Origin of the sequence: Streptomyces sp. TBY4 (genome assembly GCF_024213195.1) — a bacterium.
GTDB lineage: Bacteria > Actinomycetota > Actinomycetes > Streptomycetales > Streptomycetaceae > Streptomyces.
Genome location: NZ_JANAVF010000023.1, coordinates 105,897 through 123,964 on the forward strand (window position 1 = coordinate 105,897; position 18,068 = coordinate 123,964).

Genomic DNA, 18,068 nt, shown 5'->3' on the forward strand with positions numbered 1-18,068 from the left:
CAGGTCCGGGCTTCGGCGTACCCCACAGCCACCCATGTAATGACCATCTCGTGGGACGCTAATGACTTTCGGCGCCCGCGGCGATACCGTCGTCAGGTTGGCTTGAAGTAGCTCTGGAGGTCCCGTGAAGGCACCGAACGACCAGCGCACGGGTTTGCTCTACGGATTCGCCTCGTACGGGATGTGGGGCATCGTGCCCCTCTTCTGGCCGCTGCTCCAGCCCGCCGGAGCGGTCGAGATCCTCGCCCACCGCATGGTGTGGTCCCTCGCCGTGGTCGGCGTGGCGCTGCTGGCCCTGCGGCACTGGGGATGGGTCTCCGAGCTGCTGCGCCACCCCCGCAAGCTCGCCCTCACGGGGGTGGCCGCCGCCCTGGTCACCGTGAACTGGGGCGTGTACATCTGGGCCGTCAACAACGGCGCGGTCGTCGAGGCGAGCCTCGGCTACTTCATCAACCCCCTGGTCACCATCGCGATCGGCGTCCTGGTCCTCGGCGAGCGGCTGCGCCGCACCCAGTGGGCGGCGGTCGGGATCGCCGTCGCCGCCGTCCTGGTCCTCGCCGTCGGGTACGGGCGGCCGCCGTGGATCTCGCTGGTCCTGGCCTTCTCCTTCGCCCTGTACGGGCTGATCAAGAAGCAGCTCGGCATGGGCGGCCTGGAGTCGCTGGCCGCCGAGACCGTGATCATGTTCCTGCCCGCCCTCGGCTACCTGCTGTGGCTCGGCTCGCGGGGCGAGTCCACCTTCACCGCGCAGGGCCCGGCGCACGCCGTCCTGCTGGCCTCGGCCGGGCTGGTGACCGCGATCCCGCTGATCTGCTTCGGAGCGGCCGCGATCCGGGTCCCGCTGTCCACCCTCGGGCTGCTCCAGTACATGGCCCCGGTCTTCCAGTTCGGCCTCGGCGTCCTGTACTTCCACGAGGCCATGCCGCCCGCGCGCTGGGCCGGCTTCTCCCTGGTCTGGGTCGCCCTCTCGATCCTCACCTGGGACGCCCTGCGCACCGCCCGCCGCTCCCGCGCCCAGCGCCTGGAGGGCCTGGAGGGCCTGCCGGCGCCCCTGCAGGCGCCGCTGGCGACCCCGGCGCGCGAGACGGCGTAGCACCGCCGCGGGCACCGTCCGCGGCACCGACGGGCGCGTCTCCGGACGCGCCCGTCGGCATGTCCGCCGCCGTGTCCGCCGGGGCCTTCGCCGCCGTGTCCTCCTGCCTGGCCGCCGCCCCCGGGCCTACGCCTCCATCGGCAGCCCCGTGGCCGCGAGCCGCAGGCGGGGCGGTACGTGCGCGGCCACCAGGGCCACGGCCTCCCTGGCGGAGGCGGCCTCGCCGACCTCGGCGGTGGGATCGCGCCGCACGACGCGGAACCGCCCGTCGGGCAGCGGGATCACGACCGGGACCGCCACCTCGTAGGGGAAGCGGGTCGTACTGCTGAAGTGCACGTGGCCGTGGTTCGTGTACGGGTAAAGCTGCCGCAGGACCGGGTCCTCGTGGGCCGCCTCCAGCACCGCGAGGGTGCCCAGCCGCGCGACCCCGGGCCCGAGGCGTTCCAGGGTGTCCGCCCATGCCCGCCGCCGGTCGAGCCACTGCTCCTCGACGACCGCCGCACGGGTCCCTTCGTTCACGTTCATCCCCCCAGTGTGCGCCCGCACCCGCCCCGCGAGCGGTTGCGTCCGCTTTCCGAACGGGTATGACCGGATTCAGGTCTTGACGGAGTGTCACGCTCTCACTGACCATCAGGCTCGCACTGACGCACGTTGCTCACTTGTTCCACCCCGCACGTTTCCGCACACGTCCCCAGTACGGAATCCCGGAGCCCCCACATGAGCCTGTCCGTCTCCCGGCGCCTCGCCACCGTGACCGCCCTCGCGGTCGCCGGCCTGTTCGCCGCCACCGCCCCCGCCGCGCTGGCCTCGCCGACCTCGGTCGCCGCTGCGCCCACGCCGCCCGACATCCCGCTGGCCAACGTCAAGGCTCACTTGACGCAGCTGCAGTCCATAGCCACCGCCAACGGCGGCAACCGCGCCCACGGCAGGACCGGCTACAAGGCCTCGATCGACTACGTGAAGGCCAAGCTCGACGCGGCCGGTTTCACGACCACCCTGCAGACCTTCACCTCCAGCGGCGCCACCGGCTACAACCTGATCGCCGACTGGCCGGGCGGCGACCCCAACTCGGTCCTGATGTCCGGCGCGCACCTGGACTCGGTGTCCTCCGGCGCGGGCATCAACGACAACGGCTCCGGCAGCGCAGCCGTCCTGGAAGCCGCGCTCGCCGTCTCCCGGGCCGGCCTCACGCCCACCAAGCACCTGCGCTTCGGCTGGTGGGGCGCGGAGGAGCTGGGCCTGGTCGGCTCGAAGTACTACGTCAACAACCTGCCGACCGCCGAGCGGGCGAAGTTCGCCGGGTACCTGAACTTCGACATGATCGGCTCGCCGAACCCGGGCTACTTCGTCTACGACGACGACCCGACGATCGAGCAGACCTTCAAGAACTACTACGCGGGCATCGGCGTCCCGACCGAGATCGAGACCGAGGGCGACGGCCGCTCCGACCACGCGTCCTTCAAGAACGTCGGCATCCCCGTCGGCGGCCTGTTCACCGGCGCCAGCAACACCAAGTCGGCGGCCCAGGCGCAGAAGTGGGGCGGCACCTCCGGTCAGGCCTTCGACCGCTGCTACCACTCCTCCTGCGACAACACCTCGAACATCAACGACACCGCCCTGGACCGCAACTCCGACGCCGTCGCCTACGCGATCTGGAACCTCGGGTTCGCCGTCCCGGTCCCGCCGGGCCCGTCCTTCGAGAACACGGCGGACGTGAACATCCCGGACTCCCCGGCCGCCGCGGTCAACTCCCCGATCACGGTCTCGGGCGTCGCGGGCAACGCGCCGGCCACCACCAAGGTCGACGTGAACATCGTCCACACCTACAGCGGTGACCTGGTGGTCGACCTGGTCGCCCCCGACGGCACGGTCTACAACGTGCACAACCGCACCGGCGGCAGCGCGGACAACGTCATCAAGTCCGTCACGGTCAACGCCTCCTCCGAGGTCGCCAACGGCGTCTGGAACCTGCGGGTCAAGGACGTCGCGGCCCAGGACGTCGGCTACATCAACAGCTGGAAGATCACCTTCTAGGACCGACCCCACCAATTGGTCTAGTCCTCTGAGCCCGGGTGTGATCTGATCGGACGGTGTCCGGACTCCTCTGCGCCCTGCTCGTCCTGCTCGCCCTGGCCGCCGCCGCGACCAACCCCGTACTCCTCGTACGCGGACGGCGGCGGCTTCGGCGTCTCGCCGACCACTCCCGCGGCCTCGCCGTCCTCGTCCCCTGCGATCTGCGGGACCGGGAACTGACCGACGGGCACTGGCGCGAGGGCCACCTGAAGCTCCCGCCCGGCGGGCCCGGGGGGCCCGTGCACTGGCGCGCGAAGGGACGTACGGAGTGGGAGGGCGCCGGCTTCCCGCCCCTGGAGGCCGCCTCCGCCGACGAGATCAGCGTCGCGTTCCGCTCCGCCGACGGGGCCACCGAGCTGCGGCTGCACCCGGACGAGGCCCCGATGGTGCTACGAGTCCTGCGCGAGGCCCCGTAGCGAGGCGGACAGCGGCTCCTGGATCCGGGCCCGCAGCTCCTCCGCGACCGCGGCGACATCGGCCTTACCCAGCTTCGCGGCCTCCACCAGATCGCCGAGTTCCTCCGGCGACGGCAGCTGGCAGGCCCCGGCGACCCGCAGGTACGAGCGGGTGGCGGCGGCGGCGTAGAACTCGTTCATCGGGGATTCCAGCGCCGGGCAGACCGCGAGCGTGTGCAGAAACGCCGCGGCCCGCCACGCGGTGTCCGGGGCGGGCTGTTCGGGGACCAGGACGAGGTCGTTCTGGTGCCGGGCCACGGCGGCGGCCACCCCGGAGGGATCCCAGACGGCGGGATCGGACGGGAGGTGGTGGGCCAGGGCGGTCCAGGCCCACTCCATGGTGATCTTCAATGCCCGAACCGCTCCTGGAAGTAGCCCCAGTGGTCGGCGAACTCCTCGATCCCGGACAGGAAGTTCTTCCGGTCCTCGTCGAGCTCGCGTTCCGTGACTTCGGTGATCAGCGCGGTGACCGTCGTGCCCAGGGCCGCCGCTCGCGCCTTCAGGCGTTCGTGGAACTCTTCTTCCAGGCGGATGGTGACGTGTCTCGACATGCTTTTCACGGTACAGCGGGGCCGCTGTACACAGGACCGGAACGGCCGAAGGGTGGGCAGGGACACAGTCCCTGCCCACCCTTCGGCATCCGTCACGCCTGCTTGTTGGCGTGCACTCAGGCGCCTACTTGTTCGCGTCGGCGGCCTTCACCAGTTCGGCCTTGGTGACCGCGCCGACGTAGACCTTGCCGTCGTCCGTGATCAGCGCGTTGACCACGCGGGTCTTCAGGACGCGGCCCTCGCCGAACTTCCCGGAGACCTTCTCGCCGAGCGAGTCGAGGAACTGCGAGGCGCCCTTGGGCGCGTTCTTGTCCTTGGCCGCGTCATCCAGGCCCTTGAGGGTGTTGGTCGCACCGGTCTCGATGCGGGCGATCGAGCTCCAGCCCTCGCCGAGGACCTTCGGCTCGCCCTTGGCGCCGTCGGCGCCGCCGATCAGGCCGCCCAGCCCCGGGATGGACTCCAGCGCGTCCAGGCCGCCGTCCTTGCCGTCCTTGCCGGGCTTGCCGTGCTCGCCGGCCGCGCCGCCCTCGGTCACCTTGGCGTCCTTGGGCGGGGTGAAGGCGAAGGTGTCGGCGGCGGGCTTGGAGAAGTCCACCTTGGTGAAGCCGGCGTCCACGATCGGCTTGCCGCCGTCGGTGGAGAGCACCTGCACGCGCAGCGGCACGCCGTTCTTCGCGTCCACCGCGATCTTCACCGAGGCGACCGTCGAACCGGTCGCCTTCGGCTTCAGGACCAGCTGGTAGGCGTCGCGCCCGGCCACCTGGGCGGTGTCGCCGACGCTGACGTCGGTGGTCGGCCCGGCGGCCTTCAGGACCTCCTGGGCGATCTCCTGCGGGGAGGCCGGGAGGCCGTCGGCCTTGCGGTCGGCGCCCTTGTCGCCCTTGTCGGCCGGCGCCTTCTCGTGGAAGACCTCCTTCGACTTGGAGTCGTATCCCCAGACGTCGTCGCCGTTGTGGACGAGGCTGTACTCGTCCTTGCCGTCCACGAAGGTGAGCTTCTGGCGGTCCGGGCCGTCCGCGGCCACCCGGAAGGTCTGGGTGCCGCCGCTGATCAGCTGGCTGAGCTTCTCCTGCGGGTCCGCGGAGCCGCCGGTCACGCCGCCACCGCCGCCCAGCAGGCCGGCCGGGAGGCTCGGCAGACCCAGGTCCGTGCTGATCTTGGCGCTGCCGGACAGCTGCTCGACGTCCGAGGCCGCGATCTTCTCGATGAGCTGCTGGGCCGTCACCTTCGGCAGGTCCGGCCCGCCGGCGTTCGCGAAGGCCGGAACCATCGCGATCGTGCCGGCGACCACACCGAACACCGCGACCGGTACGGCGTACCGAGCGGCCTTGCGGGTCTTTGCGTTCGTTGCCATGTCTGTCTGCCCTACCTCTGTGTGTACGGCGGCGACCTACCCGTCCACTGTTCCACCCCTCGCCGCCACTCTCACCCGATCTGGTGGGGATGTGTCTCCATCTGACCAAAGGAAGGGGGGTCGGGGCGTCAGCCCCCGGAGCCAACTGTGCGTACGACCCAGGGATGACATGACGAGGGCCCGGCCTCCCCCACCCGTAGGGGTCGACCGGGCCCTCGCCTTCATGTCCGGTGTCTCAGCCCGCGCGGTGCACCACGGCGTCGCAGAGCTCCACCAGCGCCGACTTCGCGAAGCAGTCGGGCAGCGGGGCCAGCGTGGCCCGCGCCTCCTCCGCGTACCGCACGGTGTCCCTGCGGGCCTGCTCCAGGGCCGGGTGGACCCGCAGCCGCGCCAGCACCTCGGCGTGCCGGGCGTCGTCCGTCAGATCGCCGTCCAGGAGCCGTACGAGCTCCAGGTCCGCGGGGTCGCCGCCCTGGGCCGCCATCTCCCGCAGGCGCAGGACCGGCAGCGTCGGGATGCCCTCGCGCAGGTCGGTGCCGGGGGTCTTGCCGGACTCGTGGGAGTCGGAGGCGATGTCGAGGACGTCGTCGGCAAGCTGGAAGGCGGTGCCGAGCCGCTCGCCGTACTGGGTCAGGATGTCGACGACCGACTCGTCGGCGCCGGACATCATCGCGCCGAAGCGGCCGGAGACCGCGATCAGCGAGCCGGTCTTGCCGGCGATGACGTCGAGGTAGTGCTCGACCGGGTCGCGGCCGTCGCGCGGGCCGGCCGTCTCCAGGATCTGCCCCGTCACCAGCCGCTCGAAGGCCTCGGCCTGGACCCGGACGGCCTCGGGGCCGAGGTCCGCCAGGATGTGCGAGGCGCGGGCGAACAGGAAGTCACCCGTCAGGACGGCCACGGAGTTGCCCCAGCGGGCGTTGGAGCTCTCCACGCCGCGGCGCACGTCCGCCTCGTCCATGACGTCGTCGTGGTAGAGCGTCGCCAGGTGGGTGAGCTCCACGACCACGGCGGAGGGGACGATCCCGGGCGCGTAGGGGTCGCCGAACCGGGAGGCGAGCATCACGAGCAGCGGCCGGAACCGCTTGCCGCCGGCGCGGACCAGGTGCTGTGCGGCCTCGGTGATGAAGGGGACTTCGCTCTTGGTGGCTTCCAGCAGACCCGCCTCGACGGCGGCCAGTCCGGCCTGGACATCGGTCTCAAGAGCCTGGTCCCGCACGCTCAGTCCGAACGGCCCGACGACGGTCACGAGGGGTACTCCTGTCTGCTGACGATCACCTTGACGATCACACGGATTGTCGATGTGTCGCTGCCATCACTCAAGCCAGCGTATCGGGTCTGTTTTCGATCACCCAGGGCGCCTGTCCGGCCACGCTCCCCCGAGCGACCGGGCGACGCCCCATGCGCCCCGGTATGTTCTAGAGCAGCCGAAACAACCGGAGAATGCGTTTTGTCCAGAACTGCTACCGATATAGACGAACCTTCCGACCCGGAGGCCGACCAGCCGCCGCCCGGCGACGACCACGCCTTCCTCGGGCACCCCAGGGGTCTGGCGACGCTCTCCGGGCTGGAGGTCTGGGAGCGCTTCTCGTTCCTGGGCATGCAGGCCATCCTCGTCCTCTACTTCGCGGACACCGTGGCCAACGGCGGCCTGGGGATGAACCCGGGCACCGCGGCCTCCGTCTCGGCGGCCTACGGGACCATGGTCTACCTCGTCTCGGTCGCCGGCGGGTGGCTCGCCGACCGGATCCTCGGTTCGTACCGCGCCGTGCTCTGGGGCGGCATCCTGATCGCCTGCGGCCACTACGCCATGGCCGTGCCGACCGCCGCCATGACCTGGGTGGGCCTCGGCCTGATCAGCGCCGGCACCGGCCTGCTGAAGCCGAACGTGGCCAGCATGGTCGGCAAGCTGTACAAGACGGACGACGACCGGCGCGACGCCGGCTTCGCCCTCTACTACATGGGCATCAACATCGGCGCCTTCGCCGGCCCCCTGATCACCGCCTGGCTCGGCGAGCACCAGGGCTGGCACTGGGGGTTCTCGGCCGCCGCCGTCGGCATGACCGCGGGCCTGATCCAGTACGTCCTCGGCCGCCGCCACCTGGCGGGCCGCAAGCACACCGCCGAGTTCGCGCTCGCGCCGGACGCGATGCGCTCGGCCGTGACGAGGATCATCGGCGGGATCGTGGTCTTCGCCGCGCTCGCCACCCTTCTGGCGGTACTCGGCTGGCTGACGATGGACCGGTTCGTCGACCTGCTCACCCTGGTCTCGGTGATCGCCCCGGTCGTCTACTTCGCGGTCATGTTCCGCAGCCCCCGGGTGACGGGCGAGGAGCGGGGGCGCCTGCGCCCGTACGTGGTGCTCTTCCTGGCCTCGGTGGCCTTCAACTTCATCCTCTTCCAGGCGTACTCGACGATGATGCTGCTCGCGTCGACCAACGCCCGCACCGAGATCCTCGGCTTCACCTTCCCGGCCGGCTGGTACGCCTCCGCGCTCGGCGCGTTCGAGGTGCTCCTGGCCCCGGTCGTCGCCGCGCTGTGGGTCCGCATGGGCCACAAGCAGCCGCACGCCTCCAACAAGATCGCCATCGGCGTGATCCTGGGCGGCCTGTCCTTCCTCCTGATGGTCATCCCGACCTCCGGGCACAGCGGCGACACGTACAAGATGGCCGCCTGGTGGATCATCGGCTCCTACCTGCTGCTCGGACTCGGCGACATCCTGCTGGAGACCTCCGGGATGTCGGCCACCACGAAGCTCGCCCCGAAGGCGTTCGCCAGCCAGACGATGGCCCTGTGGTTCCTCTCCCTGGCCCTGGCCAACGGCATCCAGGCGCAGGTGGTCAAGCTCTACGGCCAGGTCTCCAACCCCGCCTACTTCGGCGTCAACGGCGCCATCGCCGTCGCGGTGGGACTGGCCGTGATCGCGCTCGCGCCGTGGCTCAAGCGCACGATGCACCCCGTTCACTGACGGTCCCGAGGAGATGGGCGAGGCTTCGATGATCATCCGTACCGATTTCCCCTACGGGACCACGCACGAGGACGTCCGGATCCCCATGCGGGACGGCACCGAGCTCTACGCCCGCATCTGGCGGCCGGTCACCGACGAGCCCGTCCCGGCGCTGCTGGAGTACCTCCCGTACCGCCTCACCGACTGGACCGCCCCGCGCGACTGGCAGCGCCACCCCTGGTACGCGGGCCACGGCTACGCCTCCGTACGGGTCGACGTGCGCGGCCACGGCAACAGCGGCGGCGACCCGGGCGACGAGTACGACGCGCAGGAGCTCGCCGACGGGGTCGCGGTGGTGGAGTGGCTGGCGGCCCAGCCCTGGTGCACGGGGTCCGTGGGCATGTTCGGGATCTCCTGGGGCGGTTTCAACAGCCTGCAGATCGCGGCCCTCGCCCCCGAGGCCCTGAAGGCGGTCGTCACCGTCTGCTCCACGGACGACCGCTTCGACAACGACGTGCACTACATGGGCGGCTCGCTGCTCGCCGTCGACATGCACGCGTGGGCGGCGACCATGCTCGCCTTCGCCTCCCGCCCGCCGGACCCGCTCTACGCGGGCGAGGGCTGGCGCACCCAGTGGCTCTCGCGCCTCGGCGCGGTCGAGCCCCTCGTCCACACCTGGCTCTCCCACCAGACCCGCGATGCGTACTGGCGCCACGGGTCGGTGTGCGAGGACTACGGGGCGATCAAGGCGGCGGTGCTCGCGGTCGGCGGCTGGCACGACCCGTACCGCGACACCGTGCTGCGGCTGGTCGCCGCCCTCCCCGCCGACCGGGTGCGCGGCCTGATCGGCCCCTGGTCGCACCAGTACCCCGACCGGGGGCTGCCGCCGGGGCCCGCCATCGGCTTCCTCCAGGAGACCCTGCGCTGGTGGGACCACTGGCTCAAGGGCAAAGACACCGGTGTCATGGCCGAGCCCCTCCTCCGCTCCTGGATCTCCGAGTCCCACCCGCCCGCGACCACCTACCCGACCCTGCCGGGCCGCTGGGTCGGCGACCCGTCCTGGCCCTCGCCGAACGTCGACCCGGTCACCTACGCCTTCCAGGGCGCGCCGGTCGTCGTGGCCTCCCCGCAGCACACGGGGCTGGACGCGGGCCGGTTCTTCCCCTTCGGCAACGACGCCGACCTGCCGCCGGACCAGCGCGAGGAGGACGCGAAGTCGGCCTGCTTCGAGTTCCCCGTCGGGGACGGCTCCGGGCCGGTGGAGATCCTGGGGCGGCCGGTGGTCCGGCTGCGCCTGCGCATGGACGTCCCCTACGGGCAGGTCGTCGCCCGGCTCTGCGACGTGGCCCCGGACGGCTCCTCCACGCTCGTCACCCGGGGCGCGCTCAACCTCTCCGCCCGGCAGGGCCGGGACAAGGCGGCGCCGTGGCCGGTGGGCTCGTACGAGGACGTGGTCTTCGAGCTGAACGGCATCGGCCACGCCTTCCCGCCCGGCCACCGCATCCGCCTCGCGCTGTCCTCCGCCTACTGGCCGTGGATCTGGCCGCGGGCCGGCTCGGAGCACGGCTGGACCCTGGACCCGGCGGGCAGCGCGGTGGAGCTCCCGGTCCGCGACCCCTCCTCCGACGGGGAGCCGATCCTCTTCGAGGCCCCGGAGCAGTCGGAGCCGCTGGGCGTCTCCTACCCCGCGACCCTGGACGAGCCGAGGCCGGAACGGCTGGTCGTACGGGACGTCGCCCGCGGGACCTGGCGCCTGGAGGTCGATCCCCGCTACGGCGGAACCCGGGTGTACCCGGACGGGCTGGAGTTCAGCGAGGACGCGCTGGAGATCTACGAGATCCAGGAGGCGGACCCGCTGTCGGCGCGCACGCACTCCACCTGGACCGTACGGCTGCACCGCCCGGAGCTGGGCTGGGACGTCTCGGTGGTGACCCGCTCGGAGATCACCTGCGACGAGGGCGGCTTCGTCACCTCGAACGAGGTGGTGTGCCGCGAGGGCGACGAGGTCCTCTTCCACCGCACGTGGGAGCGCAGGCTCCCCCGTGCGGCGGTCTGAGGCCCCGGAAGGGGGCGCCCGGTCAGCCGAAGTCGAAGGTGGCGACGACGGGGGCGTGGTCGGACTCGGGGAACTTGTCGTCGGTGGCGAAGGCCAGGGAATCGTCGTGCAGGATCTCGTTGTGGATCTCCGAGCCGCGGTAGTGGGCGAGGAGGTTCCGGGTGACGAGCATGTGGTCGATCATCTGGCCGCGGCCGTGGTGGAAGAGGGTGTAGCGGGCCTCGCGCGGGACGGTGTTGGCGAGGGGGACCAGGACCCGGGTGGCGAGCTCCCTGTTGTTGGTGTCCTCGATGTTCCCGCAGATGGCCAGGACCGGGACCTCCTCGGGTTCGGCGTTGAAGTCCCCGGCGACGATGATCCGGGCGTCCTCGTCCTCGTCGAGGATCTGGTCGATGAGGCGTCTGACCTCCAGGGCCTGGCTCATGCGCTTCATCGACGACAGGAAGCTGCCCTCCGCCCAGCTGTCGGCGGTGAGCCAGACGTCCCCCCGCTTCGGGGTGCTGACCACCCGGCCCGGGATGTCGCTGGGGTGCTTGGACTTCAGGTGCACGGTGATGACGTGCAGCACGGCGCCCGGCTCCGCGTGGCCGATGTCGATCTGCGCGTGCAGGACCGGCCGCTCGATGCCGATGGCCACCGGCTGCGCGTCGGGCGGACTGGCGGTGAGCCGCTGGTAGCGGGGCTCGTTGACCAGGTCGTTCTTCAGCTGCTGGTGTTTGAGGACCGGCAGGTGGGTGGCGATGACGAGGTTGCGGAGCTTGAAGACCGCCTCCTCCTGGGGCTTGGTGCTGACCAGGGGCGCGCCGTCGAGGTTGGTGCCGGCGAGCAGTTCCTTCAGGGCCAGCAGGTCGCGGGGCTGCCCCGGGCGCTCCTGCCCGTGGACCTCCTGGAAGCAGGCGATGTCGGCGCGCAGCCGCTGGATCTGGGGCTTCATCAGGTCGATGCGCCCGCCCAGGGTCGGGTGCGCCGTGGGCAGGGTCTCGTCGAAGTTCTCGAGGTTGAAGGTGGCGATGCGGATCTGTGTCACGGGTGCCCCCAGGTCAGAAGGTGCGCTGGGTGGACCAGTTCGCGTGGCTGGACGGGTTGGTGAGGTCGAAGGTGGTGCCGGAGAGCCGCCGGTCCGGGCCGCGGACGCCGGTGTACCGGCCGACCGGTCCGTGCGACCAGCCGACGGTGAAGTAGATGTTCTCCCCGTCCACGGAGCCGTCCCGGAGGGTCCCCACGGTGTTCCCGGAGGACACGGTGCCGAAGAGGCGCCCGCTGCCGTCCTGCGTCAGGTCCACCCGCACCGTGGCGTTGGTCTGGTAGAGGTACCAGACCCCGCCGGCGTTGAAGGCGGGCGCGGCCTTGTGCTCCCGCACCGGACTCGCGGCGGCGGTGGCGGGGGCGGCGGGCGTGGCACCGCTCGCGGGGGCCGCGAGGCCGGCCCCCGCGAGGGTGAGGAGAAGAGCTGCGGCGGCAGTGGTCAGGAGCGTGCGGGTACGGCGTACAGCGGACATGAGCCCTCCGGGGGCAGCCAGGACGATCGATCCCGTTGCATCGTGCACGGAACCTCGCAGCGGGCCTACCCAGCCCTTATGCACCCGAGACCAGGGTTCACTCGAACGAGAAACTGCTAGCCGAAGAGGCGTTCCAGGACCACCGCGATGCCGTCCGCCTCGTTCGAGAGGGTGACCTCGTCGGCGACGGCCAGGAGCTCGCGATGGGCACCCGCCATCGCGACCCCGTGGGCCGACCACGCGAACATCGGGATGTCGTTCGGCATGTCGCCGAAGGCGATCGTCGAGGACCCTGCGACGTCCAGGAGTTCCGCCGCGACCGCCAGGCCGCTCGCCTTGTCGATGCCCGGCGGCTGGAGCTCGACGGTGTGCTCGCCGGCCATGGTGACGTTGACCAGGTCCCCGACCACGCCCCGGGCGATCTCCGTCAGCTCGTCGTCCGAGAGGCGGGGGTGCTGGAGGAGCACCTTGTTGATCGGGGAGGTCCACAGGTCGGAGCGCCGGGACACCGCCACCGTCGGCAGGTGCGGGTGCCACATCCGGTAGCCGGGCCCTATCAGCATCTCCGCGTCGAGGCCCTCCTGGTTGACCGCCGCGTAGACCTCCCCGACCTCCGCCTCGATCTTCCCGAGGGCGACCTCGGCCAGTTCCCGGTCCAGGGCCACGGAGTGCAGCAGCAGCCCGGCCGCGGCGTCGTAGACCTGCGCTCCCTGCCCGCACACGGCGAGGCCCGCGTAGCCGAGGCCGTCCAGGACGTGGCGCACCTGCGGGACGGGGCGGCCTGTCACGATGATGTGCCGGGCGCCGGCCGCGCGGGCGGCGGCCAGTGCGGCGGAGGAGCGGGCCGAGACGGTGTCTCCGGCACGCAGCAGAGTCCCGTCCAGGTCGGTGGCCACGAGTGCATAGGGGAGGGCGGAAGTCACGCGTTCAAGGATACGGACCTCCTCGGACAAGTCCTACAAATAGTGCCCGAATCCGGCCTCCCGCACGCCCCACCAGCCCCTTAACCTGTCAAGCAGCTCCCGGGACACCCCCGGGCCGCGTCGAAAGCGAGGCAGCACCCCATGCCCCAGCAGAGCCCCCTCGATGTGCCCGAGGGCGACCCGTTCGGGCCGCACAACCTCCCCTACGGCGTGTTCTCCACCGCCGGGGAGGAGCGGCGCCGGATCGGCGTCCGCATCGGCGGGTACGTGCTCGACGCCGGGGCGGCCGCGGCCGCGCTCGGGTCCCCGTACGCCGGACTGCTCGGGCAGCCCTCGCTCAACCCGCTGCTCGCCGCGGGCCGCACCGCCTGGAAGGACGTGCGGCGCGCGCTGACCGCCTGGGTCACCGACCCCGGCCACCGGCCCTCCGTCGAAGCGCACCTGCTGCCGCTGGAGGACCTCGTCCTGCACCTGCCGTACGAGGTCGCCGACTACGTCGACTTCTACGCGAGCGAGCACCACGCCACCAACGTCGGGAAGATCTTCCGGCCGGACGGGGACGCGCTGACCCCCAACTGGAAGCACCTGCCCATCGGTTACCACGGCCGCGCCGGCACGATCGTGGTGTCGGGCACGGACGTCGTACGGCCCTCCGGCCAGCGCAAGGCGCCCGCCGACCCGGCGCCCGTCTTCGGGCCCTCCGTGAAGCTCGACATCGAGGCCGAGGTCGGCTTCGTCGTCGGCACCCCCTCGGAGCAGGGCCGCCCCGTGGCCCTCGGCGACTTCGAGGAGCACGTCTTCGGGCTGTTCCTGCTCAACGACTGGTCCGCGCGCGACATCCAGGCCTGGGAGTACGTCCCGCTCGGCCCCTTCCTCGGCAAGTCCTTCGCCACCTCCGTCTCCGCCTGGGTCACCCCGCTGGAGGCCCTGGACGCGGCCCGGGTCGCCCCGCCGGCCCGGGACTTCCCGCTCCTGCCCTACCTCGACGACTCCGGCGCCGACCGCCCCGGGGGCTTCGACCTGCGCATCACCGTCTCCATCAACGGGCAGGAGGTGGCGCAGCCGCCGTTCGCCTCGATGTACTGGACCGCCGCCCAGCAGCTCGCCCACATGACCGTCAACGGCGCCTCGCTGCGCACCGGCGACGTGTACGGCTCGGGGACGGTCAGCGGCCCGGAGACCGGCCAGCGCGGCTCCCTGCTGGAGCTCACCTGGAACGGCCGCGACGCCGTCGAGCTCACCGACGGCAAGCGCACCTTCCTGGAGGACGGGGACACCGTCACCCTCACCGCGTGGGCGCCGGGCGCCGACGGCACCCGCGTCGGCCTCGGCGAGGTCACCGGCCGCATCGTGGGCACCCACTAGTCCGGATCGCGGGACGCGCGTCCACGGCGGGGTGGCGGATCTTTCCGCCGCCCCGCCGTTTGCGCAGGTCAGGGGCGTACGCGCACACCCCCGAGTGGCGCAACACTGCGGCAACACCATCGGCCCGGCCCCCTCGGTATGTTCCCTGCCATGCCAGCCGAACGCACCCGCGAACACACCGTCCCGGTCGCCGCCGCGCGCCGCCGGCGGCTGCGCGCGGACCAGGCGCGACAGCTCGCCGACCTGCTGCGCCACCAGATCCTGGCGGGCGGCTACCCCACCGGCGTCCTCCCCCTGGAGGACGCCCTCGCCGCCGACTACGGCGCCGGCCGCAACACCGTGCGCCAGGCCCTCGACCTGCTGCGCGGCGAACAGCTCGTCGAACGCCGCCCGGGCGTCGGCACCGTCATCGTCTGCGCCAAGTACCGGCACGGCCTCGACCGGCTCCAGGGCCTGGCCGAAACCCTCCACGAACACGGCCGGGTCACCAACGAGGTCCGCACCGTCGGTCCCGTCCGCGCCCCGGCCCCCGTCGCCGCCCGGCTGCGCCTGCCCGAGCACGCCGACGTGCTCTACATCGAGCGGCTGCGCCGCCTGAACGGGCTGCCGCTCTCGCTCGACCTCACGTACGTCCCCCTCGACATCGGCGCGGACCTCATCGGCTGCGACCTGGAGAACACCGACCTCTTCCGGCTGCTGGAGTCCCTGACCGGGCAGCCGCTGGGCCACGCCGAGATCACCCTCGAGGCCGTCAACGCCGACGCGCACTCCGCCGCCGTCCTGGAAGCCCCGCGCGGGGCCGCCGTCCTGATGCTGGAGCGCCTCACCCACCTCGGCGACGGCCGGCCCGTGGACCTGGAGTTCATCCGCTTCCGCGGCGACCGGATCACCATGAGCGGCCTGCTGCACCGAACGACCGCGTAACTCCCCTCCGCACTCCCCCCTTTCCTGGAGACAGCCATGCCTCTGGTCCCCCAGCGCGGCGACGTGCCCGTGACCATCGACGAGTCCCTGTGCATCGACGGCTGCACGCTCTGCGTCGACATGTGTCCGCTCGACTCGCTCGCGATCCGCGAGGACAACGGCAAGGCCTACATGCACGTGGACGAGTGCTGGTACTGCGGCCCGTGCGCCGCCCGCTGTCCCACCGGCGCGGTGACCGTCAACATGCCCTACCTGCTCCGGTGAAAGGCCCTCTCCCGATGCGTACGAGAACCCTCGCGCCCGCCCTCCTGCTGATCCTCCCGCTGGCCACCGCGTGCGGTGGGTCCTCCGGTACGGGCGGCGGCAGCAGCAGCAAGACGGTCACGGTGACCGTCGGCTACCAGTCCAAGACCATCAACACCGTCACCGCCGGTACGCTCCTGCGCTCCCTCGGATACTTCGAGCAGGAGCTCGCCGCACGCGGCAAGAAGGACGGGGTCACCTACAAGGTCGACTGGCAGGACTACGCCACCGGCGCCCCGATCACCGCCCAGATGACCGCCGGGAAGATCGACATCGGCTCGATGGGCGATTTCCCGCTCCTCATCAACGCGGCCCGCGGCAGGGAGCTGAAGCAGCCCACCCGGCTCGTCTCCGTCACCGGCTACAACCTGCGCGGCGGCCTCAACACCGTGGTCACCGCGCCCGGTTCGAAGCTGGCCTCGCTCGCCGACCTCAAGGGCAAGAAGGTCTCCACCTCGGTCGGCTCCGCCGCCGACGGAACCCTCGTACGGGCCCTCCAGCGCGCCGGGATCGATCCCGAGAAGGGCATCGAGAAGCTCAACCAGCAGCCCAGCGTGGGCGCTTCGGCCCTCCAGGCGGGCAGCATCGACGCCCTGTCGCAGTTCGTCGCCTGGCCGGGCCAACTGGCCTTCGAGGGAAGGGCCCAGGCCCTCTACGACGGGGCCGAGCTGAACCTGCCCACCTTCCACGGAGTCACCGTCCGCGAGAAGTTCGCGACCGAGCGCCCGGGCGTGCTCGACGACTTCCTGCGCGCCCAGCGCAAGGCCACCGACCACCTGCGCAGCGAGCCGGTCGCCGCCGCCGAGTCGGTGGCCAAGGAGACCGGCCTCCCCGCGGAGGTCGTCTACCTCTACAACGGGGCCAACGGCATCGCCACCTTCGACCCGGCCCTGCGCCCCGAACTGCTGGCCGCCCTGAAGGAGGACGTCCCCGTCCTCAAGGCGGCGAAGCTCGTCGACTCCGTCGACGTGGACGCCTTCGTGGACCCGGAGCCGCTGGGGCGCGCGGCGGCGGGCGTCCAGGACTACCCGGCGGCCGCGCCGGCCCGCCCGGAGCTGTGGCTGAAGGAGGGCAACCGCACCCAGGGCTTCGACACCCCGGCGGCCCTGCTGAAGGCGCTCAAGGCCGCGGGGCCGGCCGGAGTCCGGGCCGCCTACGTCCCCGACGCGGTGACGGGCACGCTCTGGTTCGCCGACAAGGCCGTCTGGGTGGCCGAGGGCTCCGAGCTGCGGGCCTTCGTCACCCCGTCGGGCGCGAAGGCGTACGTGGACCAGCACGCGGGGTCCGGAGCCCGCATCCTGAGCTTCGCCGAAGCCGAAGCCCTCGCCTCATGACGGCCGCCCGCCGCCGGCTGCTGCGGGTGGCCTCGCTCACCGCGGCCCTGGCCGCCTGGCAGCTCCTGACCTCGCTCGACGTCAGCCTGTGGCTCCGCTTCGAGCAGTTCCCGACCGTGGGCGAGGTGGCCTCCACCTTCGCGGACCGGGCGACGACCGGCCCCTACTGGCAGGACCTCGGCTTCAGCCTGCGGCGCATCGTGACGGGCTTCGCGCTGGCGGCCGTCCTGGGCGTGGCGGCGGGCACCGCGATCGCCCGCTCCCGGGTCGCGGCGGACCTGCTCGGGCCGGTCCTCGAAGTCCTGCGCCCGATCCCGGCGATCGCGCTGGTCCCGGTGGCGATCCTGCTCTTTCCCTCCAACGAGCAGGGGATCGTCTTCATCACCTTCGCGGCGGCGTTCTTCCCGGTCCTCGTCTCCACCCGGCACGCGGTGTCCGCGCTGTCCCCGGTCTGGGAGGAGGCCGTCCTCACCATGGGCGGCACCCGCCCCCGCATCCTCTTCTCGGTGGTCCTCCCCGGAGCCCTCCCGGGCATCTTCGGCGGACTCTCGGTCGGCATCGGGGTGTCCTGGATCTGCGTGATCTCCGCCGAGATGATCTCCGGGGAGTACGGGGTCGGGTACCGCACCTGGCAGGACTACACCGTCGTGGACTACCCCGGGGTCTTCGTCGGCATGGCCACGATCGGCGCACTCGGCTGGCTGACATCAACGGCAGTGGAACTCACGGGCCGCCACCTCACCCACTGGCTCCCGAGCCGCGGCCCTGCGGCGCGGGGTCCTGCGGCGCGGGGTCCGGCGACACTCGGCCCGGCGACACTCGGCCCGGCGGCTCCCGGCCCGGCGGCTCCCGGCCCGGCGGCTCCCGGCCTGCCCCCTCACGGCGGGGCGCCCCACAGGCCGGACTCCCCGGGCCCGGACTCCCCGGGCCCGGACTCCCCGGGCGCGGGCGCCCACCCCTCTGCCTCCCTGAGCCCGGACTCCCCCGGAACGGATTCCCGTAGCCCGGAGCCCGCCAGGGCGGAGTCTCCCCGCCCTGAGTCCCATAGCCCGGACTCCCCCGGCGCGGGGCTCCATCCCGTGGGCTCCCGCCCCCGGGGCCCGGCCCCGGCCGACTAGCCGCTGCGCGGGGCGGAGTTCCCCTACCCGCCCTTCCACCGTTCCCCGGGCGCTGCCCGGACCCCGGTCCTCAAAC

17 protein-coding genes and 1 pseudogene are annotated in these 18,068 nt (G+C 71.9%); 10 read left to right on the top strand and 8 right to left on the bottom strand.

Annotated features, from left to right (window positions below; translation table 11 throughout):
* The first annotated feature begins 124 nt into the window (after nucleotides 1–124).
* A complete protein-coding gene (gene rarD / locus NLX94_RS35735) occupies nucleotides 125–1,093 on the top strand; it encodes an EamA family transporter RarD (RefSeq protein ID WP_254387432.1) in 969 nt (322 codons plus the stop codon).
* Nucleotides 1,094–1,219: 126 nt separating this feature from the next.
* Here the strand turns inward: rarD and NLX94_RS35740 are convergent, their stop codons facing one another.
* A complete protein-coding gene (locus NLX94_RS35740; protein ID WP_254387433.1) occupies nucleotides 1,220–1,618 on the bottom strand; it encodes a DUF6193 family natural product biosynthesis protein in 399 nt (132 codons plus the stop codon).
* Between the two features lie 192 nt (nucleotides 1,619–1,810).
* On the opposite strand from NLX94_RS35740, the gene NLX94_RS35745 reads away from it, so the two are divergent.
* On the top strand, nucleotides 1,811–3,127 hold the full coding sequence (locus NLX94_RS35745) for a M28 family metallopeptidase (RefSeq protein ID WP_254387434.1): 1,317 nt from the start codon (nucleotides 1,811–1,813) through the stop codon (nucleotides 3,125–3,127).
* Nucleotides 3,128–3,183: 56 nt separating this feature from the next.
* Nucleotides 3,184–3,582: a hypothetical protein gene (locus NLX94_RS35750; RefSeq protein WP_254387435.1), complete on the top strand. Its 399-nt coding sequence runs from the start codon at nucleotides 3,184–3,186 to the stop codon at nucleotides 3,580–3,582.
* On the opposite strand, the gene NLX94_RS35755 is transcribed toward NLX94_RS35750, so the two are convergent.
* From NLX94_RS35755 to NLX94_RS35770, 4 genes are all read right to left on the bottom strand, one after another.
* The gene (locus tag NLX94_RS35755) at nucleotides 3,556–3,972 is read right to left on the bottom strand and encodes a hypothetical protein (protein ID WP_254387436.1); all 417 of its coding nucleotides are present in this window, start codon (nucleotides 3,970–3,972) and stop codon (nucleotides 3,556–3,558) included. The two genes, NLX94_RS35750 and NLX94_RS35755, sit on opposite strands and share 27 nt — an antisense overlap.
* Nucleotides 3,969–4,172, bottom strand: a complete 204-nt coding sequence (locus NLX94_RS35760) for a ribbon-helix-helix domain-containing protein (protein ID WP_239516343.1) — start codon at nucleotides 4,170–4,172, stop codon at nucleotides 3,969–3,971. Before NLX94_RS35760 ends, NLX94_RS35755 begins: the two co-directional genes overlap by 4 nt.
* A 124-nt stretch (nucleotides 4,173–4,296) precedes the next feature.
* A complete protein-coding gene (locus tag NLX94_RS35765; RefSeq protein ID WP_254387437.1) occupies nucleotides 4,297–5,526 on the bottom strand; it encodes a DUF2092 domain-containing protein in 1,230 nt (409 codons plus the stop codon).
* Between the two features lie 235 nt (nucleotides 5,527–5,761).
* Nucleotides 5,762–6,772 carry a polyprenyl synthetase family protein gene (locus tag NLX94_RS35770; protein WP_254387438.1) on the bottom strand — a complete coding sequence of 337 codons (1,011 nt, stop codon included), beginning with the start codon at nucleotides 6,770–6,772 and terminating at the stop codon, nucleotides 5,762–5,764.
* A gap of 201 nt (nucleotides 6,773–6,973) precedes the next feature.
* On the opposite strand from NLX94_RS35770, the gene NLX94_RS35775 reads away from it, so the two are divergent.
* Together NLX94_RS35775 and NLX94_RS35780 are read left to right on the top strand one after the other, a co-directional pair.
* Nucleotides 6,974–8,491 (top strand): peptide MFS transporter, encoded by a 1,518-nt coding sequence (locus NLX94_RS35775; RefSeq protein WP_254387439.1) that lies wholly within the window; start codon nucleotides 6,974–6,976, stop codon nucleotides 8,489–8,491.
* 28 nt (nucleotides 8,492–8,519) lie between these two features.
* Complete coding sequence (locus NLX94_RS35780; RefSeq protein ID WP_254387450.1) at nucleotides 8,520–10,526, top strand: CocE/NonD family hydrolase; 2,007 nt, start codon at nucleotides 8,520–8,522, stop codon at nucleotides 10,524–10,526.
* Between the two features lie 22 nt (nucleotides 10,527–10,548).
* On the opposite strand, the gene NLX94_RS35785 is transcribed toward NLX94_RS35780, so the two are convergent.
* The 3 genes from NLX94_RS35785 to NLX94_RS35795 all read right to left on the bottom strand — a co-directional run bounded on the left by NLX94_RS35785 (nucleotide 10,549) and on the right by NLX94_RS35795 (nucleotide 12,948).
* Nucleotides 10,549–11,553, bottom strand: coding sequence for an endonuclease/exonuclease/phosphatase family protein (locus tag NLX94_RS35785; RefSeq protein ID WP_254387440.1), 1,005 nt, complete (start codon nucleotides 11,551–11,553; stop codon nucleotides 10,549–10,551).
* Nucleotides 11,554–11,566: 13 nt separating this feature from the next.
* Nucleotides 11,567–12,025: a hypothetical protein gene (locus NLX94_RS35790; RefSeq protein WP_254387441.1), complete on the bottom strand. Its 459-nt coding sequence runs from the start codon at nucleotides 12,023–12,025 to the stop codon at nucleotides 11,567–11,569.
* Between the two features lie 116 nt (nucleotides 12,026–12,141).
* Nucleotides 12,142–12,948, bottom strand: a complete 807-nt coding sequence (locus NLX94_RS35795; protein ID WP_254387442.1) for an HAD family hydrolase — start codon at nucleotides 12,946–12,948, stop codon at nucleotides 12,142–12,144.
* A 141-nt stretch (nucleotides 12,949–13,089) separates the two neighbouring features.
* On the opposite strand from NLX94_RS35795, the gene fahA reads away from it, so the two are divergent.
* The 5 genes and pseudogenes from fahA to NLX94_RS35820 all read left to right on the top strand — a co-directional run.
* A complete protein-coding gene (gene fahA, locus NLX94_RS35800; RefSeq protein WP_254387443.1) occupies nucleotides 13,090–14,313 on the top strand; it encodes a fumarylacetoacetase in 1,224 nt (407 codons plus the stop codon).
* A 150-nt stretch (nucleotides 14,314–14,463) separates the two neighbouring features.
* The gene (locus NLX94_RS35805) at nucleotides 14,464–15,237 is read left to right on the top strand and encodes a GntR family transcriptional regulator (protein ID WP_254387444.1); all 774 of its coding nucleotides are present in this window, start codon (nucleotides 14,464–14,466) and stop codon (nucleotides 15,235–15,237) included.
* Nucleotides 15,238–15,273: 36 nt separating this feature from the next.
* On the top strand, nucleotides 15,274–15,501 hold the full coding sequence (locus NLX94_RS35810; RefSeq protein ID WP_030710222.1) for a ferredoxin family protein: 228 nt from the start codon (nucleotides 15,274–15,276) through the stop codon (nucleotides 15,499–15,501).
* Nucleotides 15,502–15,515: 14 nt separating this feature from the next.
* Complete coding sequence (locus NLX94_RS35815; RefSeq protein ID WP_254387445.1) at nucleotides 15,516–16,874, top strand: ABC transporter substrate-binding protein; 1,359 nt, start codon at nucleotides 15,516–15,518, stop codon at nucleotides 16,872–16,874.
* Nucleotides 16,871–17,692 (top strand): annotated as a pseudogene (locus NLX94_RS35820) (ABC transporter permease); the annotation flags it as partial. The gene NLX94_RS35815 and the pseudogene NLX94_RS35820, both read left to right, overlap by 4 nt.
* Nucleotides 17,693–18,068: the final 376 nt, after the last annotated feature.